Here is a 25,780-nt window from a genome sequence, read left to right as displayed (position 1 = left end):
TCCCGCCCGGCGGCAACGCCGGGCAGCGCCCGACCCTCCCCCCGGGAGGGCGCTTGCAGCACCCACCCAGGGTCCGGCGCTGCCCTCAGCGCCTGTTGAGGGTCGGTCAGCTATCATCCAATCGCTTCCAGCACAGCCTCACCCAGCTGCGCCGGGCTTTCCGCCACGACGATACCGGCGCTGCGCATGGCTTCGATCTTGTCCTCGGCACCGCCCTTGCCACCGGCGACAATCGCGCCCGCGTGGCCCATGCGGCGGCCCGGAGGGGCCGTGCGGCCTGCGATGAAACCAGCAACCGGCTTTTTGCGGCCCTTCTTGGCCTCGTCCGCCAGGAACTGCGCGGCTTCTTCTTCGGCCGAGCCGCCGATCTCACCGATCATGATGATCGAGTGGGTCTCGTCATCGGCCAGGAACCATTCCAGCACGTCGATATGCTCGGTGCCCTTGATCGGGTCGCCGCCGATGCCCACACAGGTGGACTGGCCCAGACCCACGTCCGTCGTCTGCTTGACGGCCTCATAGGTCAGGGTACCCGAACGCGACACAACACCAACCGAACCGCGCTTGTGGATGTGGCCGGGCATGATGCCGATCTTGCAGGCATCGGGTGTAATAACACCGGGGCAGTTCGGTCCAACCAGGCGCGATTTCGAGCCTTCCAGCGCGCGCTTGACCTTCATCATGTCCAGAACCGGGATGCCTTCGGTGATCGCCACGATCACCTCCATCTCGGCATCAATCGCCTCGAGGATAGAGTCTGCCGCAAAGGGCGGCGGGACATAGATCACGCTGGCATTGGCCTCGGTCACATGCTTGGCCTCGTGGACCGAGTTGAACACGGGCAGGTCAAGATGCGTCATCCCGCCTTTGCCGGGGGTCACGCCGCCGACCATCTTGGTGCCATAGGCGATGGCCTGTTCAGAGTGGAATGTGCCCTGCGAGCCGGTAAAGCCCTGACAGATCACTTTGGTATTTTCGTCGATGAGGACTGCCATCTGGCGTTCTCCTTTGATTTTCGTAGGATGGGTGCTCGCACCCATCATCTCAATTAAAGATGGGTGAAATCACCCATCCTACGTTCACTTTCCCTATGGCGACTGTATCGGAGCTTTGACCGCAACCCGGAAGTATCGCAGACCGTCAGCCTCAACCCTTGAGGTCACATCCACACCGGGTGGAACAGGGTAAACCATCGACACTGTTCCTTTGGCCAGTTGCGAAACGGCTGCATCAACAGGTTCGTCTGTAGCGAAAACCATCGAGCATTGGCCGTTTGCGACTTTCACCGAAAGATTAGCCCGGTTGTGATAGTAAGTTCCGGTCTGGGAATTTTGCGTCACGTTGTGGACCCGGACACCCTCTAGTGCATCTTCAAAATTAGTTCCGCGTATCAGACAGGTATCTGCAAATATGACCCCAGCGTCATATGGGGACATCAGATGTTGACCAGGCCCAGCATCAGGGCTTTTTGAAACTGTCTGGCTGTTCGCCGTGCAGGCACACAAGGCTAAAGTCGCGATCAGAGAGAGAGTTACCGAGCGCACAGACCTCAACCCTTAACCGCCTTCACGATCTTTTCGGCACCGTCTTTCAGGTTGTCCGCCGCGATCACGTCCAGGCCCGAGGTGTTGATGATCTCTTTGCCCTTCTCGACATTCGTGCCTTCCAGACGCACGACCAGCGGGACCTGCAGGCCGACCTCTTTCACGGCCGCCACAACGCCCTCGGCGATGACGTCACAGCGCATGATGCCGCCGAAGATGTTGACCAGAATGCCTTTGACGTTCGGGTCCGAGGTGATGATCTTGAACGCTTCGGTCACTTTTTCCTTGGTCGCACCGCCGCCCACGTCAAGGAAGTTGGCAGGCTCGGCCCCATACAGCTTGATGATGTCCATCGTGGCCATCGCCAGACCGGCACCGTTGACCATGCAGCCGATCTCACCATCCAAGGCGATATAGTTCAGGTCATACTTTGAGGCTTCCAGTTCCTTGGGGTCTTCCTCGGTCGTGTCGCGCAGCTCGGCAATATCGGGGTGGCGATAGACCGCGTTGCCGTCGAAACCGACCTTGGCGTCCAGCACCTTGAGATTGCCGTCATCGCCGACGATCAGCGGGTTGATCTCCAGCATCTCCATATCCTTCTCGACAAAGGCATTGTAGAGCTGGTTCATCAGCTTGACGCATTGCTTGACCTGCGCGCCCTGCAGGCCCAGCGAAAACGCGATGCGGCGACCGTGATAGGGCTGATAGCCCGTCGCGGGGTCAACCGAGAATGACAGGATCTTTTCAGGCGTGGCAGCCGCCACTTCCTCGATATCCATGCCGCCTTCGGTCGAACAGACAAACGAGATCCGGCTGGTCTGACGATCCACCAGAAGGGCCAGATACATCTCGGTCTGGATGCCCGATCCGGCCTCGATATAGATGCGGTTGACCTGCTTGCCCGCAGGGCCGGTCTGATGCGTGACCAGTGTGCGACCCAGCATCTTGCGGGCTTCCTCAGCTGCTTCCTCGACCGAATTGGTCAGACGGACGCCGCCCTTTTCCCCGGCGCCTGTTTCTTTGAACGACCCCTTGCCGCGCCCCCCTGCATGGATTTGCGCCTTGACGACCCACAAAGGCCCATCCAGTTCACCGGCTGCGGATTTAGCCTCCTCGGCGCGCAGAACCGCGCGACCGTCGGAGACCGGAGCGCCATAGCTGCGCAAAAGAGCTTTGGCCTGATATTCGTGAATATTCATCGAAAATTGTCCCGTCTGACTACGATTGCCTTTTAATAGGCGTGTCTAAGGGTCAAGTTTAAAGAGTTTTTTGACGTGTCACGGGAAATTGCGGAAGATTTTCGACATTTGTGATCACGGTGTTTTGGGGTGTGATCACAAAGATCAGGCGCGCATCATCACGATTCGATCTGGTTCCCAGAGGTGTAAAAACCCATTCAAAAAAGGCATGGGCGGCGTTTGCGCCAACATACCCGACACGGATGCGCCGAACGTCAGGCGGCTTTGGTTCTCTTTGGTCTGATTTTAGATTCCTCTCCACTGGGGGTGTGATGGAATAAAGGTCTAAGAGCCGGTCATTCTGATAGGATGGCAGCAGTGCGGACAAAACGGCCATTGCTTTGGAGCTATCCAACGGCCGCTTCTGAGGGCTAAGTCTTTCGCGCCAATCGCTATTCAGTTGATAACCTGGCAAGCACCACCTTGAAAGCGGCGCCGAACTCGATCCGACCATCTGCCTTGCGGTATGGAGCGATGGCCGAACGATGCGCTTCATCCACCGCATCCTTGCCTGCCAAGCTTATTGCTTTGGCAGCTACGCCAGATGCGGCAAGACCCGCGATTGCAGCCGGTTCATCGGGATAAGACCAAGGACTGTCGACATCGAATACATCGAATGCTTCGAACCCGCCGTTCTCAACGAACTGACGCAGAACTTCGTCATCAGACAAAGCGAACGGGCCCGGTGCGTTGGGTGGCGGCGGCGGCAATAGCGGCTTCAAAACTGTGACTACCTCAGCGGCTTCCATGCCTTCTGGGTCGCCCCAAGTCGCGATGGCAATTGTGCCACCGGGTGCAAGGACGCGTTTCACTTCGGACAAAGCCTCGGCGACATCCCCAGCATATTGGATCGCGTTGAAGCTTGTCACCAGATCAAAGCTGCCATCTGGAAATGGGAGCTGCTGCAAATCCCCTACGTGAAAGGCTGCTGCCGGTAACCGGGATTGGGCAATGTCGATCAATGCACTTGATGCATCTAGACCAGTCACCAACGCTCCCAGCGCGCTGGCTTTTGCGGCCGCCATTCCTGTCCCGCAGCCGATATCAAGATATCTTGTCCCCTCGCTCACGCCAGTATGGTCGAGAACCGCGTCAAATACAGGTGCACTGGAGGCCTCCTGATACTTGGCCCAATCCTGCGCCCGATGGCCCCACATCTCTCCGTTAGCGACCCCTGTCATGGTGCTGTTCCGTGTCATCGTTTTCTCCTCACTTTGCGATGACCAACTCAACCATGGCGCAGTTCAGTCAGAGTAGTGCGTGGAAGGTACTGATGCTGGTACTTCAGGCGTACTAGCCCAAGTGCGTTTGCTGGGTATGATGGGCAGTGAGGAGTTTCTTATGAACGTCAAACCATACGGTCTTCTATGCCCGATTTCCCGTGCCAGCCAATTACTGGAACCAAGATGGACTATTCCAATCCTGACTGAGATTTGGGCCGGAGCCACCAGGTTCAACACATTGCGACGACGTCTGGGCAGCATCTCTCCCGGCGTACTTTCACGGCGACTTTCGGAGATGGAGCACAATGGTCTAGTTGAGCGTGTCGAAGACAAAGCAACGGGTGCTGTGGACTATTTCCGTACGCCGAAGTCCGAAGCGTTGGAACCTGTCATCAAAGCGCTCGGGGTCTGGGCACAACAGAACATTGAGGCAGAGGTCGCGCTCGCTGGAACACTTGCCTCACCTATGATGTGGAAATGTCAAAGCGTGCTCCAGGTAGATGCTCTGCCTGACAAGCGATCCGTGATCCGCTTTCATTTCAGGGATGAGCCAACGGACTATGACACATTTTGGTTTTTGGCCCAGCGGGGAATGCCTCCTGAACTTTGCGTCCACGATCCTGATCTCGACGTTGACCTATATGTTGAAACAACATTGGTCGCGATGGGTGGCATCATCATGGGGCGAACAACACTGGCAAAGGAGACGGAACTGGGGTCTTTCTTTCTCAGTGGTGATCCACGACTGGCTCGGACATTTCAAAACTGGCTGCCCCCCGCACCTTACGCCAAGGTTCCTGACATCCTTCCACTACGACCGTAATGAGAACACCGGACGTTCGCTTAGCGCGTAGCATTTGGGAGGTTTGGGCTCATTGCGGACTTGCGGCACCGCAGTGCATCCCTAAGTCAAGACGAGATGTTGGAATTGGGATAAGTCAGCCGCGACCCTCTTGGGTCAATGCTGTGATGGACCGCTCAAACTTCTCTGGCGTCTTATGGGCAGCACTGTTGTCTTGGTTTGAAAAAAAGAAAACCGGCCCCCGTAGGGACCGGCCAAACGCGTCAGGCGCTCGATTTACGCCAACGAGCCATCAATCCCCTTGCACGCCTCAATCAGGCCCTTCACGGCGTTGACCGAGTTGTCGAAACCAGCCTGTTCGTCCGCGTTCAGCTTGATGTCGACGATGCGCTCGACACCGCCTGCGCCGATCACAGTCGGGACGCCGACGTAAAGACCGTCAACACCCAGCTCTCCGCTGCAATAGGCGGCGCAGGGCAGGACGCGTTTCTGGTCTTTCAGATAGGCCTCGGCCATCTCAATCGCCGAAGTGGCAGGTGCGTAATAGGCCGAGCCGGTTTTCAGAAGGCCAACGATTTCTGCCCCGCCATCGCGGGTGCGCTGCACGATGGCGTCCAGCTTGTCCTGCGTGGTCCAGCCCATCTCGACCAGATCGGGCAGCGGGATACCGGCAACGGTGGAATAGCGCACCGACGGCACCATCGTGTCGCCATGGCCACCCAGAACAAAGGCGGTGACGTCGCGCATCGAGACGTTGAACTCTTCCGACAGGAAATGCGCGAACCGGGCCGAATCCAGCACACCGGCCATGCCGCAGACCTTGTTGTGCGGCAGGCCCGAGAACTCGCGCAGGGCCCAGACCATCGCGTCCAGCGGGTTGGTGATACAGATGACAAAGGCATCCGGCGCGTTGGCGGCGATGCCCTCGCCGACCGACTTCATGACTTTCAGGTTGATGCCCAGCAGGTCGTCGCGGCTCATCCCCGGTTTACGGGCCACGCCTGCGGTGACGATGCACACATCCGCGCCTGCGATATCGGCATAGTCGCTGCTGCCTTTCATCGTGGCATCGAAGCCTTCCGAGGGGCCCGATTCCGCGATGTCGAGCGCTTTGCCCTGCGGCAGCCCGTCTGCGATGTCGAACAGGACAACGTCACCCAGTTCCTTGACAGCTGCAAGATGCGCAAGCGTGCCCCCGATGTTCCCTGCGCCGATCAGCGCGATCTTGGGTCTGGCCATTTGGAAAATCTCCGGTCGGTATTGAAATCGCGGTTTTGCTAGTCGCTAAAGCGGCAATGCGCAAGCCTCGTGCGACGTGGCATACAACCGCATACTGTTTGCGTGCCCGTGTCTGATTGCGCTAAACGACCAATCAGACAAGCCGATTCCGGGACGCTGCATGATTGAACTGAACCTGATGTTTTTTGCAGTGGCGATCCCGGCGGTGATCTTTGCGGGCGTCTCGAAAGGCGGGTTCGGGTCTGGCGTGGCCTTTGCCTCATCCTCGATTCTGGCGCTGATCCTGACACCCGGACAAGCGCTGGCGTTGATGCTGCCGATCCTTATGGTGATCGACGTGGCCACCCTGAAACCCTATTGGAACCGTTGGAGCTGGCCGGATTCGCGCCTGCTGATCCTGGGTGGCGTACCCGGCGTGGCGCTGGGCGCGTGGCTGTATCGCGCCACCGATGACGATCTGCTGCGCCTTCTGATCGGAGGGATCTCGGTGGGCTTCGTCCTATGGCATGTGGCCCAGTCAAAGGGCTGGATCCGCGGCTTTGCCAACCGCCTGCCGCCCTCTGCCGGACTGTTCGCAGGGTTGGTTGCGGGGTTCACCAGCTTTGTCAGCCACGCGGGCGGCCCGCCCGCCGCCGTCTATCTTCTGTCCCAACGCCTGACAAAGACCGAATTTCAGGCCAGCACCGTGTTGGTGTTCTGGGTCATCAACGCAGTGAAATTCGTGCCCTTCGCCTATCTGGGCCTGTTCACATGGCACACCGCGCTGGCCGATTTGCTGCTGACCCCGTTTGCCATCCTTGGCGCATGGCTGGGCGTCCGGGCGCATTTCATGCTGTCCGAACGCCTGTTCTTTGGCATCGCCTATGTGCTGCTGACCCTGACCGGCACCAAGCTGATCTGGGACGCGCTCACCTAAGTGTTGGGCGGCAGCGCCTCGGCCAGCGCCTCGAACGACTGCCCCGTGGCGATCAGGCAGGTTACGCCTTCGGGCATCGTGATAGTAATTGTCCAACTGCCGCTTTGGTCCGAGGCAAACAGCTCCATCACCGCGCCTTGACGCGCAATGCCGATGCTGCGGCGGGTCTCGCCATAGATCTCGGCCAGACGCTGCACCACATCCGCGCGCGGCGCGCAGTTTTGTGCGCTGACCTGCTGCGCCGCCAGCACCATGATCCCCAGCCCGATTGTCATCTTCAAATGCAGTTTCCGCATACCGCGCCCCGTTTCGATTCCATCTGCCAAACAGGATGTGACCCGCAGAACGATATCGCGTTAAGGCAACGCACGTTGCGCCATGAACCGAAAATGCTGCGCTGCGGCGATTTTCCTCTTGAACTTTCCGCCAAAAAATGCCCCATTTCGCGCAATATTATTTCTTGTGGAGCAGCCAGTGGACCCGCGTCAACGCCCCTATCGATCCGTTCTCTATATCCCCGGCTCGCGCGACCGGGCGCTGGATAAGGCCCGCACCCTGCCGGTGGATGCGATCATCTTTGATCTGGAAGACGCGGTTGCCGCCATTGAAAAAGACAACGCGCGCGAAACGCTCAAGGCCGCTTTGGCGGCGGGCGGTTATGGCGCGCGGGTCAAAATCGTGCGCATCAACGGGCTCGACACCCAATGGGGCCGCGCCGATGCCGAAGCGTTGCGCGACATGGATGCCGATGCAGTGCTGCTGCCCAAGGTCAACTCTGCCGCCGATGTTGATGCACTCGCGGCGATTACCGGCGACCTGCCGATCTGGGCCATGATGGAAACCCCGCGCGGGATGCTGAACGCGGCCGAAATCGCGGCGCATCCGCTGATGGCCGGGTTTGTGATGGGCACCAATGATCTGGCGAAAGAGCTGCAAACCCGCTTCCGCCCTGACCGCCTGCCGATGATGACCTCACTGGGCCTGTGCCTGTTGGCCGCCAAGGCCCATGGGCTGATCATTGTCGATGGCGTCTATAACGCCTTCAAAGATACCGATGGGCTCGCCGCCGAATGCGAACAAGGCCGCGACATGGGCTTTGACGGCAAGACGCTGATCCACCCCGCGCAGATCGATATCGCCAACGCGGCCTTTGCCCCGTCGGAGGTTGAGATCGATCTGGCCCGCCGCCAGATTGCCGCTTTCGAGGAAACGCAGGCGCAGGGGCAGGGCGTCGCCGTGGTCGATGGCAAGATTGTCGAAAATCTGCACGTTGTAACTGCCCGCGAAACTCTGGCAAAAGCAGAGGCGATAACAGCTTTGCAAGCGGGGTAAGCCAGCATGGGCTTTGTTCTTCTGATCCTTGGTGTGGCGCTATGGTGGGCCGCACATCTGTTCAAACGCGTGATGCCCGAACAGCGTGCTGCCATGGGCGACGCGGGAAAGGGCGCAGTGGCGCTGGCGCTGGTGGTGGCGATCTTGCTGATGATCTTCGGCTATCGCATGACCGATTTCATCTATGTCTGGGCGCCGCCGACCTTCCTGATCCACGTCAACAACCTGCTGGTCCTGATCGCCTTTTACATGGCCAGCCCGGCGGGCCAAAAGGGTCGTCTGCTGAACGGGATGCGTCATCCGATGCTGGCGGGTTTCAAGCTCTGGGCCTCTGCGCATCTGCTGGTCAATGGCGATCTGGCCTCGATTGTCCTGTTTGGTGGTTTGCTGGCCTGGGCCGTGGTCGAGGTCATCGTGATCAACAAATCCGAGCCCGACTGGACCCCGGGCGAACCCGGCACCTATGGCAAGGACGCGATGTTCTTTGTGGCCTCGATCGTGCTGCTGGGCGTCGTGGGCTATATTCACGGGCTGGTCGGCCCGTCTCCGTTTGGCGGGTAAGGGGCTGAAGCCATGGCAAAACTCTATCGTTTGCTGACCGAGGAAGACACCTCGGCCTTCTGCCACAAGGTCTCGGACGCGCTGGCAAAGGGGTGGGAGCTTTATGGCGATCCCTCCTATGCCTTTGACGCGGCCAACAACGTCATGCGTTGTGCGCAGGCAGTGACCAAAGAGGTTGAGGCCGACTATTCCCCCGACATGAAACTGGGACAGCAATAATGGTAAAAACCAATCCGGGTAATTTTTTCGAGGATTATTCCATCGGGCAGGTGCTGCATCACGCAGTCCCGCGCACGGTGACGAATGGCGAGCGTGCGCTGTACCATGCGCTCTATCCCGCGCGCCATGCGCTCTATTCCTCGGATGAATTTGCCCGGAATTGCGGCCTGCCGCAAAGCCCGATCGATGATCTGGCGGCCTTTCATGTGGTGTTCGGCAAAACCGTCCCCGACATTTCGCTGAACGCGGTCGCCAATCTGGGCTATGCCGAGGGTCGCTGGCTGCAACCGGTCTATCCCGGCGATACCTTGCGGTCGGAATCTCAGGTGATCGGCCTCAAGCAGAATTCAAACGGCAAGACCGGCGTGGTCTGGGTCCGCACCCGCGGCCTGAACCAGCGCGACGAGGTGGTGATCGAATATGTCCGCTGGGTGATGGTGCGCAAATCGAACCTCGACGCCCCCGCGCCTGAAACGGTGGTGCCCGATCTGAAACCGGCACTCTCGGTGGATGATCTGGTGGTGCCGCAGGGCCTCGATTTTTCGAAATATGATTTTGTACAATCCGGACAATCCGACCGTTGGGACGCGTACAAAACGGAAGAAACCATCGATCACGTCGATGGCGTCACCGTCGAAGAGGCCGAGCATATGCTGGCCACCCGCCTCTGGCAAAACACCGCCAAAGTCCATTTCGACCTCACCACCCGCCCCGAAGGCCGGCTGATCTATGGCGGCCACGTCATCTCGATGGCACGTGCGCTGTCGTTCAACGGCCTCGCCAACGCGCAGATGATCGTCGGCCTGAACGGCGGTGCCCACGCCAACCCCTGTTTCGCAGGCGACACGATCAAGGCGTGGTCGCAGGTTCTGGACAAGGCCGAGACTGGTGTTCCCGGCGTTGGTGCCTTGCGTCTACGCCTGGTGGCCACCAAAGGCGGTGCACCCTTTGCCCTGCGCGGCGATGATGGAAAATACCTGCCGGACGTCCTGCTGGACCTTGATTACTGGGCTTTGATGCCGATCTAGTCCACCTGACATTCAATTGATCACGCGGCGCGAAATCCGTGTTAGGTTGCCCCTATGATGGTTCTGCGCCCGTTACTCGCCAGCCTGTGTCTGGCCACTCAGGCTTATGCCTGCGATCTGGCTCTGGCATTGGCTGTGGACGTTTCCGGCTCGGTCGATTCCAGCGAGTATCGCATTCAGATGGACGGGCTTGCCACCGGTCTGCGCGACCCGATCGTGTCCGAGGCGTTGGTGCGCGGCCAAGCCAGGTTGAAACTGGTGCAATGGACCGGCAGTTCGCGCCAACGCACAACAATCCCCTGGACACATATCGACAGCTTTGCTGCGCTGGATGGCTTTGCCAGCAAAGTGGCGGCAGACCCCCGGGTGTGGCGAAATTTCTCAACCGCCATTGGCGAAGCGCTTGAGGTGACGGTCGAGGGATTTGATCAAGTATCTGATTGCAAACGACATTTGATTGATCTGTCCGGTGACGGCGTCTCGAACGAAGGTGTCGAGCCGGCCGAACTTCAGGGCCTGCTGAAGGATCGTGGCATCACTGTAAACGCCATCGCCATCGAAGAAAGCGAGCCGGACCTGACCGCCTATTTCTTCGAAAACGTTATCGTTGGTGAGGGCGCGTTTGTGGTTTCTGCCGCCGGGTTTGCCGACTACCCGGAACGTATCCGGAAAAAGCTGCTGCGCGAAGTGACGCAGCAAACGGCGGGTCTGAAATAGGGTCTGCATAGATTCGTGATCACAATACTTTCCCATTGAAAACGCTAACATTGCGGAATGCGAATGATATTTGTGATCACAAGATAATTTTGCGTGATCACATAAGCCAATTATCCGGGATTTTAGACGGAAATTGGCATTTTCTGCACCTGCAACCCGTGACAGAGTCGCAAAATACGGTAAAACCTTCGGTAGCCAACCGAAAAAGGAGCCAACATGGCCGATGTAAATCGGGGCAATCGCCCTCTTTCCCCACACCTTACGATATACCGCCCGCAAATGACGTCCATTTCGTCAATCATGGTGCGGATCACCGGCATCGCCGCGCTGGCTGTATCCTTTTTTGTCGTCTGGTGGCTGTTGGCCGCCGCAACCTCCGAAAGCGCATTCAATGTCATCGACGGGCTGATGCGCAGTTGGCTGGGTGATCTGGTGATGTTCCTGGCTGCTTGGGCGATTTTCTATCACATGCTGGGTCGGTTGCGCCATGTGATCTGGGATCTTGGCTACTGCGTCGAGGTCTCGATTTCCGAGAAGATGGGCATCGGAATGTTCGTCCTCGCCACCATTCTGGCGTTCATCACGGCAATTGCGGTTTAAGGAGACGGACCATGCAGAACTATCTGACAGACCGCAAACGCGCGCAGGGCGCAGGTGCCGGTGGGCAGGGAACGCATCATCACTGGCAGATGATGGTAAGCTCGTCCGCGCTGGTGTTTCTGGTTCCTTTGTTCGTCTTTACTTTCGCTGCAGGTCTGGGTGGAACTTACGAAGAAGTTCTGGCCTATTACAGCCGACCGTTCCCGGCGATCATCACGGCGTTGACGCTAGTTGTTGTCATCCTGCATCTGGTGCGCGAGGCGCAGGCTGCAATCGAAGATTACGTTCACGGCGTCGCCGAAAAGCTGAGCCAGATGGCGGTGATGGCTTTTGGTTACACACTGATCGCGGTCGGGCTTTTCGCCCTCGTCAAGCTCGCCCTTTGATTTGCGCGGTAAGGATTTCAAACGATGACTGCATATGAATATGAAACCCACGAATATGACGTCGTGGTTGTTGGGGCAGGCGGGGCCGGCCTCCGCGCAACGCTGGGTATGGCCGAGCAGGGGTTGCGTACGGCCTGTGTAACCAAGGTTTTCCCGACCCGCTCGCACACTGTTGCGGCACAGGGCGGTATCGCTGCGTCCTTGTCGAATATGGGGCCAGACCACTGGCAGTGGCACATGTACGACACCGTCAAGGGCTCGGACTGGCTGGGTGATACCGACGCGATGGAGTATCTGGCGCGCGAGGCGCCCAAAGCTGTTTATGAGCTGGAACATTACGGTGTGCCGTTCAGCCGGACCGAAGAGGGTAAGATCTATCAGCGCCCCTTTGGCGGTCACACAACGGAATTTGGTGAAGGCCCTGCGGTGCAGCGCACCTGCGCTGCCGCAGACCGGACCGGCCATGCGATCCTGCATACGCTTTATGGCCAGTCGCTGAAAAACAACGCTGAATTCTACATCGAATATTTCGCCATCGACCTGATCATGTCCGATGACGGGCAGTGTCAGGGTGTCGTCTGCTGGAAGCTGGACGATGGCACAATGCATGTCTTCAACGCCAAGATGGTGGTGCTGGCAACGGGTGGCTATGGCCGCGCCTATTTCAGCGCGACGTCGGCCCATACCTGCACCGGCGACGGTGGCGGCATGGTGGCGCGTGCGGGTCTTGCCCTGCAGGATATGGAGTTTGTGCAGTTCCACCCGACCGGTATCTACGGATCAGGCTGTCTGATCACCGAAGGCGCGCGCGGCGAGGGCGGGTATCTGACCAACTCGGAAGGCGAGCGGTTCATGGAGCGTTATGCGCCCCAGTACAAAGACCTCGCACCGCGTGACTATGTTTCGCGGTCTATGACGATGGAAATCCGCGAAGGGCGCGGCCACGGTGACAATGGCGACCATATCCACCTGAACCTCAGCCACCTGCCTGCCGAGGCATTGGCTGAGCGTTTGCCTGGCATTTCGGAATCCGCGCGTGTCTTTGCGGGCGTAGATGTCACCAAGGAACCGATCCCGGTTCTGCCGACCGTGCATTACAATATGGGCGGTATCCCGACCAACTATTGGGGTGAGGTCCTGAACCCGACCGAAGACAATCCAACCGCTGTTGTCCCCGGCCTGATGGCGGTGGGTGAGGCCGGATGCGCCTCGGTCCATGGGGCGAACCGGTTGGGTTCAAACTCGTTGATCGACCTTGTGGTCTTTGGCCGGGCTGCAGCGATCCGTGCGGGTAAGGTGGTCGACCCGACCGCATCCAACCCCGAACTGAACCAGGCGTCGGTCGACAAGGCCTTTGATCGGTTCGACGCGGTGCGCAACGCCAGCGGCGCCGTTCCGACCGCCGATCTGCGGCTTGAGATGCAGCGCACCATGCAAGAGGACGCTGCCGTGTTCCGCACCGCCAAGACGATGGCGGAGGGGGTCGAGAAAATGACAGCTATTGCTGCCAAGATGGACGACCTGAAAGTCTCGGACCGCAGCCTGGTTTGGAACAGTGACCTGATGGAGTCGCTGGAACTGACCAACCTGATGCCAAGCGCACTGGCGACCATTGTCGGGGCCGAGGCGCGCAAGGAATCGCGCGGCGCGCACGCGCATGAAGACTTTACCGAACGTGACGATGAAAATTGGCGCGTTCACACCATTAGTCGCGTTGAGGGCAACAAGGTGGACCTCAGCTATCGCCCGGTCATCGTTGATCCGCTGACAACCGAAGACGAAGGCGGCATCAGTCTGAAAAAAATCGCGCCCAAGGCGCGGACGTTCTAAGGAGAGGAACTTATGGTACAACTGACCCTCCCCAAGAATTCGCGCATCACGACGGGCAAAACATGGCCCAAGCCGGAAGGCGCGACGAATGTGCGGAAATTCCAGATTTATCGCTGGAACCCGGATGACGGACAAAACCCGCGTGTCGACACCTATTTCGTGGACATGGATACTTGCGGGCCAATGGTTTTGGACGCGCTGATCAAGATCAAGAATGAGATTGATCCAACGTTGACCTTCCGCCGCTCGTGCCGGGAAGGCATTTGTGGATCCTGCGCGATGAACATCGACGGGATCAACACGCTGGCCTGTATCTATGGCATGGATGAAATCAAGGGCGACGTGAAAATCTATCCGCTGCCGCATATGCCGGTGGTCAAGGACCTGATCCCGGACCTGACCCATTTCTATGCGCAGCACGCCAGCATCATGCCGTGGCTGGAAACCAAGACCAACCGACCGGCGAAGGAATGGAAACAATCCATCGAAGACCGTAAGAAACTTGATGGTCTTTATGAATGCGTCATGTGCGCCAGCTGCTCGACCTCGTGCCCCAGCTATTGGTGGAACGGCGACCGCTACCTTGGCCCCGCTGCGCTTCTGCACGCCTATCGCTGGATCATCGACAGCCGGGATGAGGCAACGGGTGAGCGGTTGGATGAGCTTGAAGACCCCTTCAAGCTGTACCGCTGCCACACCATCATGAACTGCGCCAAGACCTGCCCCAAGGGTCTGAACCCGGCCAAGGCAATCGCCGAAATCAAGAAGATGATGGTGGAACGCGCGGTCTGATGACCGGCACGTACACTTGATTAATCGCGCGTGATCGGCAAAGCAGAGGGATGCCTGTTCTTCTGCTATTGCTGGCCGCCGGGGTATTTGCCTATTTCATCTGGCGCGCGCGCACATCCTCGCTGACGCGCGATTGCAGATGGCGTCAGCACCGAAGCGAAGGCGTTTGGCGTTGCAGTTACTGCGGAGCGGTATCGCAAGGGGATGCCCAGCCGGTCGCGTGCCTGAGGCCGGGTAAGGAATAAACGGGCTTTCCTGCGATTGGTTTCTGCGCCAATGTCACGGGCATGTCAGACGAATTCTCCAATCACCCGCCCGAAGATGCCGAAGCTCGCCGAGCCATAGCGCCTGTTATCTGCTATCCGAACGACAGCCTGCCCAAGCCCGATCTGAAATTGCTGCGGTCTGCACGGGCTGGTGCCACGAAAACGAGTGAAACTTTGGTCCCCCCGCGTGACGCCAGGTGTTTTGAAGTTCCTGCCGGGCATTTCTTTCGCATCTCATCAGTCGCAGGCCCGCAGGTCGGCGATCTGAATCTCTGGAATCTCAAGGATTTGTCCGAGCGGTTCTATTCCGGCAAAACCCGCGCACTTCATGGAACCCATGTCACAACCGGAGAACGTTTGTGGTCAAGTTTTCCCCATATGCGCCCAATGGCGACAATCGTCGAAGACACGTTGGGCTGGTATGGCATCGATGCCTATGGCGGATCGGTGCATGATGTGATCGGCACGCGATGCGACCCGTATACAGGCAATCTGCTGTCCGGAACGCAATATCATCATTGCTGTCATTCCAACCTGACGCGTGCACTGGCGGATCATCTGGATATCCCTCTGGCCGAGGCGGAACCGGCCGTTCATGACGTGCTGAACGTCTTTATGTGCACCGGGTTCACACGCGACACGGGGCAATATTTCATGAAGGCTTCACCGGTTCGGCCCGGTGACTATCTCGAGTTCTTTGCTGAGATCGATCTGCTTGGGAACCTCAGCGCCTGTCCCGGAGGGGATTGTTCATCAGAACACTCATCGGATACGGCGGCGTGTCACCCCTTGCTTGTTGAGGTTTTTGCACCTGAAGCCAATGCGTTGTCAGGCTGGCAAAGCCCCAAACGTAATGGATACGACCGCTCTCATGGCAGATAAGTAATGCAAAGGCGCGATGACCGCGCCTTTGAGCGCATGTCAGGCGCTTGGAAATGCAGCCTGCAAAGCGATCTCGACCATGTCGCCAAAGCTGCTCTCACGCTCGGAAGAGGGCAGCGCCTCACCCGTCAGCAGATGGTCGGATACGGTCAAAACAGCCAGTGCTCGGCATTTGTGACGGGCCGCAAGGATGTAAAGCTCGGCCGCTTCCATTTCGACGCCAAGGATGCCGTGACGTACCATTTGCTCATTCAGATCGGGACGTTCGTCGTAAAACACATCAGAGGAATAGATCCCGCCCACATGGGTTGGCGTCCCTTTGGCCCGCGCGGCCGTAACAGCGGCCTCAAGCAAGCCCCAATCCGCGCAGGGGGCAAAATTCAGCTCTTTCATGATACCCCGAGACGGCGTGCTAAGTGTGGTGGATGTCATGGCAATAATCACATCGCGTACAGCGACGCTTTCCTGCATTCCGCCACATGATCCAATCCGGATCAGGGTTTTTGCGCCGAAATCTCGAATGAGTTCATTGGCATAAATGGACAGCGATGGCATTCCCATTCCGCTGCCCTGAATGGTCACGGGGTTTCCTTTCCAGGTGCCGGTAAAGCCCAACATCCCGCGAACGTTATTTATTTGACGAACATCATCCAGAAACGTTTCTGCCGCCCATTTTGCGCGATAGGGATCGCCGGGCAATAAAACCGTTTCTGCAATCTCGCCTTTTTCGGCGCCGATATGAATGGTCATTGCAATCCCGCCTGATCAGATTTCCAGATCGGAAATATCGGCACCCGCTTTCAGAGCGTCATGAATCCATTGCGGTTTTCTGCCCCGACCTGACCAGGTCTGCGCATGATTTTCAGGATTGCGATATTTCGCCTTAGCCTTCGATCCTTTTGAAGAGCGCGGTGAATCAGCTGACAGTTCCGACAATGAAAACCCGAATTCGGCTGCTGCCTTTTCTGCGGCCTTCAGCGCCTCGCGCCGCTCGCGCGTTTCGGCATTTTTGATAGCTTTTTCAACCTGCGCTCCTAATTCCAGCAATTCCTTGCGCGACATTTTTTCCAGATTGATCCCCATGGATCCTCTCCCCATATCTGTCCGATACCCGAGCATTATTGCACAGGTGAATTCCATTCGCAGGGATTACCTATCTCGATCAAGGGGGAAATAGAATCGAAAAAGTTCAGGAATGGATTGGGCGTTATTCCGCAGCCATTGCCTCGGGATCAACAAGTGTCACAATATCTCCCATGATTGCATTCAATTCGAAATTCTTGGGCGTATAGACTTTGGCAACACCCAGCGATTTCAACCTTTCAGCGTCTTCATCGGGAATGATCCCTCCGACCACCACAGGAACATGGCCAAGACCGGATTCAGCCAGACGGGTCATCACATCCTTCACCAGCGGCAGGTGGCTGCCGGACAGGATGGACAGGCCAATGACGTGCGCTTTTTCCTGCGCGGCGGCCGTTACGATTTCCTCGGGCGTCAGGCGAATACCTTCATAGCTGATATCCATACCGCAATCGCGGGCGCGGAAGGCGATTTGTTCGGCGCCGTTTGAATGCCCGTCCAGCCCAGGTTTGCCGACCAGGAACTTCAAGCGCCGACCCAGCCGGTCGCTGACCGCATCAACAGCAGTGCGCAGGTCGTCCAGACCCTCGGTCTGGTTCGACACCGATCCGGAAACGCCGGTCGGGCCGCGATAGGTGCCAAAGGCCTTGCGCATTTCCTCGGCCCATTCGCCGGTCGTGACCCCTGCCTTGGCCGCAGCGATCGAGGGCTCCATGACATTTGCCCCGGTCTGCGCCGCTGCGCGCAGTGCAGCCAGAGCGTCGGCCACGGCCGCTGGGTCGCGCTGTGCGCGCCAGCTGTTCAGACGTTCGATCTGGTCCTGTTCGGCTGCCGCATCAACCACCATGACGCTGTCATCCCCGGCCTGCAGCGGCGAGGGTTCGCCATGGGTCCATCGGTTTACACCAACAACAACCGTTTCGTTGCGTTCGATCCGGTTCAGGCGCTCGGCATTCGAGTCTACCAGCCGGGATTTCATATATTCGATCGAGGCGACAGCACCGCCCATCGAATCCAGATTGGCCAGTTCCGCGCGCGCACCTGTCTTCAGCTCCTCAACCTTTGCATCTATCGCCGGGTTGCCATCGAACAGGTCATCGAATTCCAGCAGGTCCGTCTCATAGGCCAGAATCTGCTGCATCCGCATCGACCATTGCTGATCCCAGGGGCGCGGCAGGCCGAGGGCTTCGTTCCACGCGGGCAATTGCACCGCGCGGGCGCGAGCGTTCTTCGACAGGGTCACGGCCAACATTTCGATCAGGATGCGATGGACGTTGTTTTCGGGCTGCTGTTCGGTCAAACCCAGCGAGTTGACCTGAACGCCATAGCGGAATCGGCGGTATTTGGGGTCTTCGACGCCATAACGATCTTGCAGAATTTCGTCCCAAAGGTCGGCAAAGGCCCGCATTTTGCACATTTCGGTAACAAACCGGATGCCTGCGTTGACAAAAAATGAGATGCGTCCGCAGAGCGCCGCAAACTCTTCGGCGGGAACACGGGGACGCAGTTCATCCAGCACCGCGATGGCGGTGGCCAACGCATAGGCCAGTTCCTGCTCGGGCGTCGCCCCGGCCTCTTGCAGGTGGTAGGAACACACGTTCATCGGGTTCCATTTCGGCACGTTGGTATAACAGTACTCGGCCACATCCGCGATCATCTTGAGCGATGGTTTTGGCGGGCAGACATAGGTGCCGCGGCTCAGATATTCCTTGATCAGATCATTCTGTACGGTGCCCTGCAGCTTGGACAGGTCCGCGCCCTGTTCCTCGGCCACCGCGATGTATAGCGCAAGCAGCCAAGGGGCCGTGGCATTAATCGTCATCGAGGTATTCATCTGCTCAAGCGGGATCTGATCAAACAGGACGCGCATATCGCCCAGATGACCAACCGGAACGCCGACCTTACCAACCTCACCGCGGGCCAGCGTGTGATCGCTGTCATACCCGGTCTGGGTCGGCAGATCGAAAGCCACTGATAACCCGGTCTGCCCTTTGGCCAGATTGGTCCGATACAGCGCGTTTGACGCCTGTGCTGTCGAGTGACCGGCATAGGTTCGGATCAGCCAGGGACGGTCTTTCTGCGTCTGCGTCATCAGATTTGCCTCATGAGTCGGTGAGTAACAAAATTACGTCTTATGCTGGTAAATAGTAATTTTCAGCCAATGTCAATTCGCTGCGTTGCGGCATAATCGCTTTCTTCAGATTGTGAGACGCGACTTTTGATGGCACTGTGCGCCAATGACCCAGACCGTGGAGCTTCCGCTGTGGCTTTTTGTGCTGATCGTGGTTTTTGCCGCGGTCACATTTGCCTCGCATTTTCTGTTTCCATCGGTTCGGTGGTTTTTCCGACGCCGTCTTGAACGCGCCGTTGCCCGGTTGAACAAACGCCTGCAGCGCCCGATCGAGCCGTTCAAGCTGGCCGGACGGCACGATATGATCCAACGCCTGATCTATGATCCGCAGGTCAGCAAGGCTGCGCAGCAATTCGCGCGCGAGGAACGCGTCCCCGAGGCCGTGGCCTCGGAAACCGTGCGGCGTTATGCCCGTGAGATCGTGCCCTCGTTTTCAGCCTTTGCCTATTTCAGCTTTGCTATCCGGTTGGCTCGGTTGCTCAGCAATTCTTTCTACCATGTCAGGCTCAGCTACGAAGATGAGGCCGCCATCAACAGCATCGATCCAGAGGCGACGGTTGTATTTGTCATGAACCATCGCAGCAATATGGATTACGTTCTGGTCACGTATCTGGCAGCCAGCCGCTCGGCCCTGTCTTATGCGGTTGGTGAATGGGCACGGGTCTGGCCGCTGAGCCGCCTGATCCGTGCGATGGGGGCCTATTTTATCCGACGCAAGTCGGGCAGCGATTTGTATCGCCAGGTACTTGCCAGCTATGTACGCCATGCGACCGAGGCAGGCGTGACACAAGCCATGTTCCCCGAAGGTGGCCTGAGCCTGACCGGAAAGCTGGGCAGGCCCAAGCTGGGACTGTTGAAATACATCATTGATGGTGCTGATCCCGGCGGGCGCGATGTGGTCTTTGTACCGGTTGCGCTGAACTATGACCGGGTTCTGGAAGACACCATTCTGACCGCCGCGGCGCATCATAGCGAAAGACGTTTTCGCGCCCGCATTGGAGTTGTGACGCGTTGGACGCTGAAACAGATTTGGCGTCGCATCATCGGTCGATACCAACGGTTTGGCCTGGCGTCGGTTCGTTATGCAACACCCATATCGCTGAACGCGTTTCGACAGACCCATGAGCGGGACCTGACGACCGATCTGGCCCGCGAGTTGATGCAGCGGATCGCTGGCGCGGTTCCATTCGCACCATTGCCCGAAGCGTGCCGGATCATTCAGGATGTTGGTGAAATAGATGAAGGAGAGTTGAAGGCACGGCTGCGCAGCGCGGCGCAATCAGAGTTGGCGGAAGGGGCGGACGCGTTGATCGAGGCAGCGATTGATCAGCTTGTCGATCGTCGCATGGTGCTGCGGCAGGCGGGCCTGCTGAAACCTTCCGACGAGCGGTCCGACCTGCTAACATACTACGCGGCCTCGTCTTCACGGGGGTCGTCAATCGAGAATGCTGCAATGGCAAAATAGAATTCTGCAACTGCTGGGTCATAAAATTACAAAACAAGGTTAAAAAAGGTTGCAATGTTACTCAGTGCTCAATATCCCAATTTTGAAAGCTGCGATTCTGCATCGCGGCAAAAGCAGTCATAGAAGGAGGCCAGCATGGCTTTGGACACCGACAGCGGTATCGCGTCCTACGAGGCACCCGAGAAGGACCTCTATGAAATGGGTGAAATCCCCCCGATGGGATTTGTGCCCAAGAAGATGTACGCGTGGGCCATCCGTAAAGAGCGTCACGGCGAGCCGGACACGGCTATGCAGCTGGAAGTGGTCGACGTTCCCAAGCTGGACAGCCACGAGGTGCTGGTTCTCGTGATGGCTGCGGGTGTGAACTACAACGGCGTCTGGGCGTCGCTGGGCAAGCCGATCAGCCCGTTTGACGGTCATGGACAGCCTTTTCACATCGCTGGTTCGGATGCGTCGGGCATCGTCTGGGCGGTTGGCGACAAGGTCAAGCGCTGGAAGGTCGGCGATGAGGTGGTGATCCACTGCAATCAGGATGATGGCGACGACGAACACTGCAACGGCGGCGACCCGATGTATTCCGACAGCCAGCGCATTTGGGGCTATGAAACGCCGGATGGGTCGTTTGCCCAGTTCACTAACGTGCAGGCACAGCAGCTCATGCCGCGCCCCCGGCACCTGACCTGGGAAGAAAGCGCCTGTTATACGCTGACGCTGGCCACGGCGTACCGGATGCTGTTCGGGCACGAGCCGCATGACCTGAAACCCGGTCAGAATGTATTGGTCTGGGGTGCGTCGGGCGGTCTGGGATCCTATGCGATCCAGTTGATCAATACGGCGGGTGCAAATGCAATCGGCGTGATCTCGGACGAAAGCAAACGTGACTTTGTCATGGATCTAGGTGCCAAAGGCGTCATCAACCGCAAGGATTTTAACTGCTGGGGTCAGTTGCCCACCGTCAACACGCCGGAATATGCCAACTGGTTCAAAGAGGCTCGCAAGTTCGGCAAGGCGATATGGGACATCACCGGCAAAGGCGTAAATGTCGATCTGGTGTTTGAACACCCCGGTGAAAGTACCTTTCCGGTTTCGACCTTCGTGGTGAAAAGAGGCGGAATGGTTGTGATTTGCGCCGGGACAAGCGGGTATAACCTGACTTTTGATGTGCGCTATATGTGGATGCACCAGAAACGCCTGCAAGGGTCGCATTTTGCGCATTTGAAACAGGCTTCTGCCGCAAACCAGCTGATGGTTGAAAAGCGTCTGGATCCTTGCATGTCCGAAGTGTTCTCTTGGGCAGATTTGCCCGAGGCGCATATGAAGATGATGCGGAATGAGCATAAACCAGGCAACATGTCGGTCCTGGTTCAGGCGCCCCGCACGGGGATGCGCACATTGGAAGAAGTACTGGCCGCGCGCGAGTGAAACGACCAACGACTAAGGTCCAACCCGCAAGGCGCGACGGTGTCTTGCGGGTTCTTTTTTGTTTTCAACAATCTAATTTTTCAGGACCCACCATTTTTGGGGGGTAGAAAGCAGTGAGTAGGCCAATATATCGCGCTCGTGCTATGGTTGTGTTAACCCTTCGTTAACTATTTCGGGGACACCCTCAATGGCGAAAAATGAGTGGATACTGGACGTTTTGTCGGACCTCAACGCCTTTGCGGTGGCGAACGGGCTAAGCGCGCTGGCCGAGCAGTTGGATGATACCAAACTGATCGCCGCGGCCGAGATTGCGTCCATGCAGGATAAGGTACGGACGCCCGCGAATGGGAACGAAACTCGATTTGAGCCAGATCCCCGAAGATTTGGAAAACACCAGCACGCTTGAAGAATTGACAAGCGTCGCTGTCCGGGTACGCGATGAATTGGGCCTGGACCACATCATTTACCATTGGGTGGACGGGGCCGGGGACCAGTATGGGTTCACCACCTACCCCGATGCCTGGGCCGAAAGATACCAGGACCGCAATTACCACCGGATCGACCCGGTTATTCTGGGCTGTTTTCAGCGCTTTCACCCGGTCGATTGGAAACAGTTGGACTGGTCGGCAAAATCCGCCCGCGCTTTTTTGCAGGATGCGCGCGAACATGGGGTTGGCAATCAGGGCTATTCTATCCCGCTCAGGGGTCCCAGCGGCCAGTTTGCGCTGCTGACCATCAATCATACATGCGATGATGCCTATTGGTCGGCGTTTATCTCGGATTATGGTCGCGATCTGATCCTGATTGCGCATTACCTGAATCGCAAGGCGCTGGAGTTTGCGCGCGCGCGCCAACCGGAAAACCAGCGCGGGCTTTCACCGCGAGAGATCGATGCCATGACATTGCTGGCATTGGGCTACAGCCGGGCGCAGGTGGCGCATTCCCTGTCGATCTCGGAACATACATTGCGCGCCTATATCGAAAGCGCACGGGCTAAACTGGGCGCCCAGAACACCACTCACGCCATCGCAACCGCGCTTAGCAGAGGTTTAATAGTCGTTTAACGACCGTACGTCGCTCTCATCGTTAATTAACCACGTGTCCGTACCCCCTTTGTTCCAGACATGGACGACAAGGGGAACAAGACATGTTGCGTTATCTGTATGCCGATGAGTTGTATAAATATCCAACGCTGGCCGACGGGATGTTTCGAGACCGCGCCGATCAGTTCAAGATCCGGCTTGGCTGGGACGTCACGGTGAATGCCAACGGCGAAGAACGCGATCAATACGACGGTCTGAACCCGCTTTATGTCATCTGGGAAGAACCCGATGGTAGCCACGGTGGCTCGATGCGCGTTCTGCCCACAACGGGCCGGGTCATGGTGAACGAGGTGTTTGGTCATCTGAACGGCGGCAAGCCGATTTGTGACCCCCAGATCTGGGAGGTTACGCGATTTTGCCTGTCGCGCACCGCCAGCCCGCATACCGCTGGGGCCATTATGCTCAGCGGGGGTGAGATGATGGAGGCTTTTGGCCTGACTCATATCGCCGGGGTCTTTGATGCGCGGATGATCCGGATCTATCGGCTGATTGGCTCGTCTCCGATTGTGCTGGGATCGCAAGGCAAGGGGCGGGATCAGATTTCGGTGGGGTTGTGGCGCTATTCAGCAGACGATTGCAATCGCGTGGCCGAGCGGGCAGGTATCCCGCGCGGGCTTTCGAGGCTGTGGTTGACCGCAGCGTTCGGCAACAGGGCGCAGCACCGGTTTGCAAAGTCCGCGTGAGGCGCGGAAAAACAAAATCCGTATCTGGCCGATGCTGGCGCGGCCCTGTAGGGTCGCGCCATGTCCTTGCCTCAAATCACCTTTTCCGAAGATCAGGCCGCCGCCTTTGACGCCATTGCCGAGATGCTGCGATCCGCTGGCGTGGACCTTGATGACGAGGCGTTGCTGAGGCCGCCCTCTGACGGCAAATCGGGTGTCATGGCGGTTGTCGGCAAGGCCGGATCAGGCAAAACATTGCTGCTTGCCGAACTGTACAAGGCACTGGCCGAGGCCGGGATCAATCTGATTTCCGGTGACTTCGAAAGCCGCAAGTCGCGTGACAAGCGCAGCCTCGCGATCCTTGCCCCAACCAACAAGGCCGCCAGCGTTTTGCGTCTGCGCGGCGTTCCCGCCACGACGATCCACCGTATTCTCTACACGCCCGTGTACGATCCCGAATACGAGCGCATTGCCGAGTGGCTGGCAGGTAATGACGACCGACCCGAGATCGAAGGGCTGACGGACGAGGCGCTAGACCGGGCTGCTGCGTTCTATGCCAATAACAAATCCATCCCCGGCGCGTTGGCGGCGGCTGGCCTCAGGGGATCGGATTTCATTACCGGCTGGAAACGCCGCGATGAACCGCTGGATATTGGGTTCGTTGATGAAGCTTCAATGTTGGATGACCGGCAGTTCGAAGACCTGAAAGAGATTTTTCCGACCCTTCTGCTGTTCGGCGATCCGGCGCAGCTTGCTCCGGTAAATCAGTCCGGTTCGATGGTGTTCGACGGTTTGCCAGAGCCGCGTAAACAGATATTGCACCGTGTGCATCGTCAAACGGCCGATAATCCGATTCTGGACCTGGCCCATGCGCTGGCCGACCCTGCGATGGGATTTGAAGACTTCGAGCGTTTGATCGAGGAAACCGCCCGCAAGGACGACCGTGTTGTCTGGGGTAAACGGGTCGAGGTTGATCTGATGGCCCGTAGCCCGGTTCTGGTCTGGCGAAACGCCACACGCATTCGCCTGATTCAGGCGTTCCGCAATGTGCACGGCGCGCCTGAAACCGAGTTGCTGGAAGGTGAGCCTTTGATTTGCGACGGCATCGAACTGCCGCTGAAGCATCGCAAGAAACGGCTGGACCTTGAGGCGCGCGGCCTGATCAAGGGCGCGCAGGTGATCTATCTGGGGCCGGGGCGCAAACCCGGCTTTTCGCGCCTGCATGTGATGGGGGCCGAAGATCCGCAGGTCAGCGCGGCCTCGATTGTTCAGATCGAAAAACCTGACGAAGAAGAACCATTCATTCCATATGCCGCCCGCATGGGTGCAACCTTTCTGCATGGCGCGGCAGTGACTATTCACAAGGCGCAAGGCTCGCAATGGGACACGGTGCAGGTGTTCGCCCCTGATATCTACGCCGCCGCTCGCATGGGTCGGACCGAGGCCGGGCAGCCACTGTGGAAACGCCTGGCCTATGTGGCGATCACCCGCGCGCAGGAAAGGCTGATCTGGGTCGTGCGCAACCGTCTGTCAAAGCCGACGCATCCCTTGCGGGTGGACGATCTGCGCGCCGCTCCGGCCGCATCCCTGACGCTGGAGGTGGAAGAGACATGAAGACCATCATCGTAACCGGTGCAAGTTCCGGCATTGGCCGTGCAACAGCCGAGCTGTTCCTTGACGAAGGCTGGACGGTCGGACTGCTTGCGCGCAGCGCTGAGACGTTGAAGGAGATGGCACAAGATCGTGCAAATGCGATACCGCTGGTCGCAGACGTGACCGACCCGATTGCGGTCGCGCGCGCCTTCAGGGCTTTTCGGAACGAGGCGGACCGGCTGGATGTTATGTTCAACAACGCCGGTATCTTTACTCCCGGCGGTACGATTGACGAGATTGCGCTGGAGGCCTGGTACCAGTCTGTAAACGTCAATCTGAACGGCATGTTCCTGTGCGCGCGCGAGGCGTTTCGCACCATGCGCAACCAGTCACCGCAAGGGGGAAGGATCATCAACAATGGCTCGATCGCGGCGCATGTGCCGCGTCCGAACTCGGTGCATTATTCAGCGACAAAACACGCTGTCACCGGGCTGACCCGCAGTCTTTCGCTGGACGGCCGGGATTTTGGGATTGCCTGCGGTCAGATTGATATCGGCAACGCCCGAACACCCATGGTGCAAGAGTTGGTGGATGCCGCCAAAGCTGAAGGGCGCACGCCTGATCCGACCATGCCGGTCGAGGACGCGGCCCGGTCTGTCCTGCATATGGCCAACCTGCCGCCCGAAGCGAACGTGCAGTTCATGACCGTTATGGCAACGACGATGCCCTATATCGGGCGGGGCTGA

Annotated in this window: 28 protein-coding genes; 19 read left to right on the top strand and 9 right to left on the bottom strand. The window is 58.1% G+C overall.

Going from position 1 to position 25,780, the window contains the following annotated elements; genetic code table 11:
* Positions 1 to 113: 113 nt before the first annotated feature.
* From sucD to ACR0FG_RS04335, 4 genes are all read right to left on the bottom strand, one after another.
* Positions 114 to 995: a succinate--CoA ligase subunit alpha gene (gene sucD, locus ACR0FG_RS04350; protein WP_170795565.1), complete on the bottom strand. Its 882-nt coding sequence runs from the start codon at positions 993 to 995 to the stop codon at positions 114 to 116.
* A gap of 93 nt (positions 996 to 1,088) precedes the next feature.
* Complete coding sequence (locus ACR0FG_RS04345) at positions 1,089 to 1,259, bottom strand: hypothetical protein (RefSeq protein ID WP_480890508.1); 171 nt, start codon at positions 1,257 to 1,259, stop codon at positions 1,089 to 1,091.
* Between the two features lie 290 nt (positions 1,260 to 1,549).
* Positions 1,550 to 2,743 (bottom strand): ADP-forming succinate--CoA ligase subunit beta, encoded by a 1,194-nt coding sequence (gene sucC / locus ACR0FG_RS04340; protein ID WP_480890507.1) that lies wholly within the window; start codon positions 2,741 to 2,743, stop codon positions 1,550 to 1,552.
* A gap of 431 nt (positions 2,744 to 3,174) precedes the next feature.
* On the bottom strand, positions 3,175 to 3,981 hold the full coding sequence (locus ACR0FG_RS04335; RefSeq protein WP_480890504.1) for a class I SAM-dependent methyltransferase: 807 nt from the start codon (positions 3,979 to 3,981) through the stop codon (positions 3,175 to 3,177).
* Between the two features lie 142 nt (positions 3,982 to 4,123).
* On the opposite strand from ACR0FG_RS04335, the gene ACR0FG_RS04330 reads away from it, so the two are divergent.
* Positions 4,124 to 4,828, top strand: coding sequence for a winged helix-turn-helix transcriptional regulator (locus ACR0FG_RS04330; protein WP_170733194.1), 705 nt, complete (start codon positions 4,124 to 4,126; stop codon positions 4,826 to 4,828).
* A gap of 255 nt (positions 4,829 to 5,083) precedes the next feature.
* On the opposite strand, the gene mdh is transcribed toward ACR0FG_RS04330, so the two are convergent.
* Positions 5,084 to 6,046 (bottom strand): malate dehydrogenase, encoded by a 963-nt coding sequence (gene mdh / locus ACR0FG_RS04325; protein ID WP_480890501.1) that lies wholly within the window; start codon positions 6,044 to 6,046, stop codon positions 5,084 to 5,086.
* A gap of 160 nt (positions 6,047 to 6,206) precedes the next feature.
* Between mdh and ACR0FG_RS04320 the strand changes: the two genes are divergently transcribed.
* The gene (locus tag ACR0FG_RS04320) at positions 6,207 to 6,962 is read left to right on the top strand and encodes a sulfite exporter TauE/SafE family protein (protein WP_480890499.1); all 756 of its coding nucleotides are present in this window, start codon (positions 6,207 to 6,209) and stop codon (positions 6,960 to 6,962) included.
* Here the strand turns inward: ACR0FG_RS04320 and ACR0FG_RS04315 are convergent.
* Entirely contained in the window at positions 6,959 to 7,258 is a 300-nt protein-coding gene (locus ACR0FG_RS04315) for a hypothetical protein (protein ID WP_480890497.1), read from the bottom strand. The genes ACR0FG_RS04320 and ACR0FG_RS04315 overlap by 4 nt on opposite strands.
* A gap of 178 nt (positions 7,259 to 7,436) precedes the next feature.
* On the opposite strand from ACR0FG_RS04315, the gene ACR0FG_RS04310 reads away from it, so the two are divergent.
* The 10 genes from ACR0FG_RS04310 to ACR0FG_RS04265 all read left to right on the top strand — a co-directional run bounded on the left by ACR0FG_RS04310 (position 7,437) and on the right by ACR0FG_RS04265 (position 15,575).
* Positions 7,437 to 8,294: an HpcH/HpaI aldolase/citrate lyase family protein gene (locus ACR0FG_RS04310; protein WP_480890495.1), complete on the top strand. Its 858-nt coding sequence runs from the start codon at positions 7,437 to 7,439 to the stop codon at positions 8,292 to 8,294.
* A 6-nt stretch (positions 8,295 to 8,300) separates the two neighbouring features.
* Positions 8,301 to 8,855 (top strand): NnrU family protein, encoded by a 555-nt coding sequence (locus ACR0FG_RS04305; protein ID WP_480890493.1) that lies wholly within the window; start codon positions 8,301 to 8,303, stop codon positions 8,853 to 8,855.
* 12 nt (positions 8,856 to 8,867) lie between these two features.
* Positions 8,868 to 9,074, top strand: coding sequence for a DUF1737 domain-containing protein (locus ACR0FG_RS04300; protein ID WP_170712686.1), 207 nt, complete (start codon positions 8,868 to 8,870; stop codon positions 9,072 to 9,074).
* On the top strand, positions 9,074 to 10,102 hold the full coding sequence (locus ACR0FG_RS04295; protein WP_480890490.1) for a MaoC family dehydratase: 1,029 nt from the start codon (positions 9,074 to 9,076) through the stop codon (positions 10,100 to 10,102). The genes ACR0FG_RS04300 and ACR0FG_RS04295 overlap by 1 nt, the downstream gene beginning before the upstream one ends.
* 54 nt (positions 10,103 to 10,156) lie before the next feature.
* Positions 10,157 to 10,819: a DUF1194 domain-containing protein gene (locus ACR0FG_RS04290; protein WP_480890487.1), complete on the top strand. Its 663-nt coding sequence runs from the start codon at positions 10,157 to 10,159 to the stop codon at positions 10,817 to 10,819.
* A gap of 216 nt (positions 10,820 to 11,035) precedes the next feature.
* Positions 11,036 to 11,419 (top strand): succinate dehydrogenase, cytochrome b556 subunit, encoded by a 384-nt coding sequence (sdhC, locus tag ACR0FG_RS04285; RefSeq protein WP_170712691.1) that lies wholly within the window; start codon positions 11,036 to 11,038, stop codon positions 11,417 to 11,419.
* A gap of 11 nt (positions 11,420 to 11,430) precedes the next feature.
* Positions 11,431 to 11,805 carry a succinate dehydrogenase, hydrophobic membrane anchor protein gene (gene sdhD / locus ACR0FG_RS04280; protein ID WP_170712693.1) on the top strand — a complete coding sequence of 125 codons (375 nt, stop codon included), beginning with the start codon at positions 11,431 to 11,433 and terminating at the stop codon, positions 11,803 to 11,805.
* A 24-nt stretch (positions 11,806 to 11,829) separates the two neighbouring features.
* Positions 11,830 to 13,635: a succinate dehydrogenase flavoprotein subunit gene (gene sdhA, locus ACR0FG_RS04275; protein WP_480890483.1), complete on the top strand. Its 1,806-nt coding sequence runs from the start codon at positions 11,830 to 11,832 to the stop codon at positions 13,633 to 13,635.
* Positions 13,636 to 13,647: 12 nt separating this feature from the next.
* A complete protein-coding gene (locus ACR0FG_RS04270) occupies positions 13,648 to 14,427 on the top strand; it encodes a succinate dehydrogenase iron-sulfur subunit (RefSeq protein ID WP_480470895.1) in 780 nt (259 codons plus the stop codon).
* A 287-nt stretch (positions 14,428 to 14,714) separates the two neighbouring features.
* Positions 14,715 to 15,575, top strand: a complete 861-nt coding sequence (locus ACR0FG_RS04265; protein WP_480890480.1) for an urea carboxylase-associated family protein — start codon at positions 14,715 to 14,717, stop codon at positions 15,573 to 15,575.
* Between the two features lie 39 nt (positions 15,576 to 15,614).
* Here ACR0FG_RS04265 and deoD read toward each other — a convergent pair whose 3' ends face one another.
* The 3 genes from deoD to ACR0FG_RS04250 form a co-directional block, all read right to left on the bottom strand.
* Positions 15,615 to 16,325 carry a purine-nucleoside phosphorylase gene (gene deoD, locus ACR0FG_RS04260; protein WP_170712703.1) on the bottom strand — a complete coding sequence of 237 codons (711 nt, stop codon included), beginning with the start codon at positions 16,323 to 16,325 and terminating at the stop codon, positions 15,615 to 15,617.
* A 15-nt stretch (positions 16,326 to 16,340) separates the two neighbouring features.
* A complete protein-coding gene (locus ACR0FG_RS04255; RefSeq protein WP_170712705.1) occupies positions 16,341 to 16,658 on the bottom strand; it encodes an H-NS histone family protein in 318 nt (105 codons plus the stop codon).
* 124 nt (positions 16,659 to 16,782) lie between these two features.
* Positions 16,783 to 18,750, bottom strand: coding sequence for a protein meaA (locus tag ACR0FG_RS04250; protein WP_480890477.1), 1,968 nt, complete (start codon positions 18,748 to 18,750; stop codon positions 16,783 to 16,785).
* Positions 18,751 to 18,895: 145 nt separating this feature from the next.
* Between ACR0FG_RS04250 and ACR0FG_RS04245 the strand changes: the two genes are divergently transcribed.
* The 7 genes from ACR0FG_RS04245 to ACR0FG_RS04215 all read left to right on the top strand — a co-directional run bounded on the left by ACR0FG_RS04245 (position 18,896) and on the right by ACR0FG_RS04215 (position 25,780).
* Positions 18,896 to 20,254: a 1-acyl-sn-glycerol-3-phosphate acyltransferase gene (locus tag ACR0FG_RS04245; protein ID WP_480890476.1), complete on the top strand. Its 1,359-nt coding sequence runs from the start codon at positions 18,896 to 18,898 to the stop codon at positions 20,252 to 20,254.
* 135 nt (positions 20,255 to 20,389) lie between these two features.
* Entirely contained in the window at positions 20,390 to 21,676 is a 1,287-nt protein-coding gene (ccrA, locus tag ACR0FG_RS04240; RefSeq protein ID WP_170712711.1) for a crotonyl-CoA carboxylase/reductase, read from the top strand.
* A 187-nt stretch (positions 21,677 to 21,863) separates the two neighbouring features.
* The gene (locus ACR0FG_RS04235; protein ID WP_170712263.1) at positions 21,864 to 22,082 is read left to right on the top strand and encodes a hypothetical protein; all 219 of its coding nucleotides are present in this window, start codon (positions 21,864 to 21,866) and stop codon (positions 22,080 to 22,082) included.
* Entirely contained in the window at positions 22,021 to 22,740 is a 720-nt protein-coding gene (locus tag ACR0FG_RS04230; protein ID WP_480890471.1) for a helix-turn-helix transcriptional regulator, read from the top strand. The genes ACR0FG_RS04235 and ACR0FG_RS04230 overlap by 62 nt, the downstream gene beginning before the upstream one ends.
* A gap of 83 nt (positions 22,741 to 22,823) precedes the next feature.
* Positions 22,824 to 23,462: an acyl-homoserine-lactone synthase gene (locus tag ACR0FG_RS04225; protein WP_480890468.1), complete on the top strand. Its 639-nt coding sequence runs from the start codon at positions 22,824 to 22,826 to the stop codon at positions 23,460 to 23,462.
* Positions 23,463 to 23,522: 60 nt separating this feature from the next.
* Positions 23,523 to 25,055: an ATP-dependent DNA helicase gene (locus ACR0FG_RS04220; protein WP_480890465.1), complete on the top strand. Its 1,533-nt coding sequence runs from the start codon at positions 23,523 to 23,525 to the stop codon at positions 25,053 to 25,055.
* Positions 25,052 to 25,780, top strand: a complete 729-nt coding sequence (locus ACR0FG_RS04215; protein WP_480890462.1) for an SDR family oxidoreductase — start codon at positions 25,052 to 25,054, stop codon at positions 25,778 to 25,780. Before ACR0FG_RS04220 ends, ACR0FG_RS04215 begins: the two co-directional genes overlap by 4 nt.

Source organism: Ruegeria sp. E1, assembly GCF_056534225.1.
Note: the sequence above shows the minus strand (reverse complement) of the source record. Positions and strands in the feature narration are given on the sequence as shown.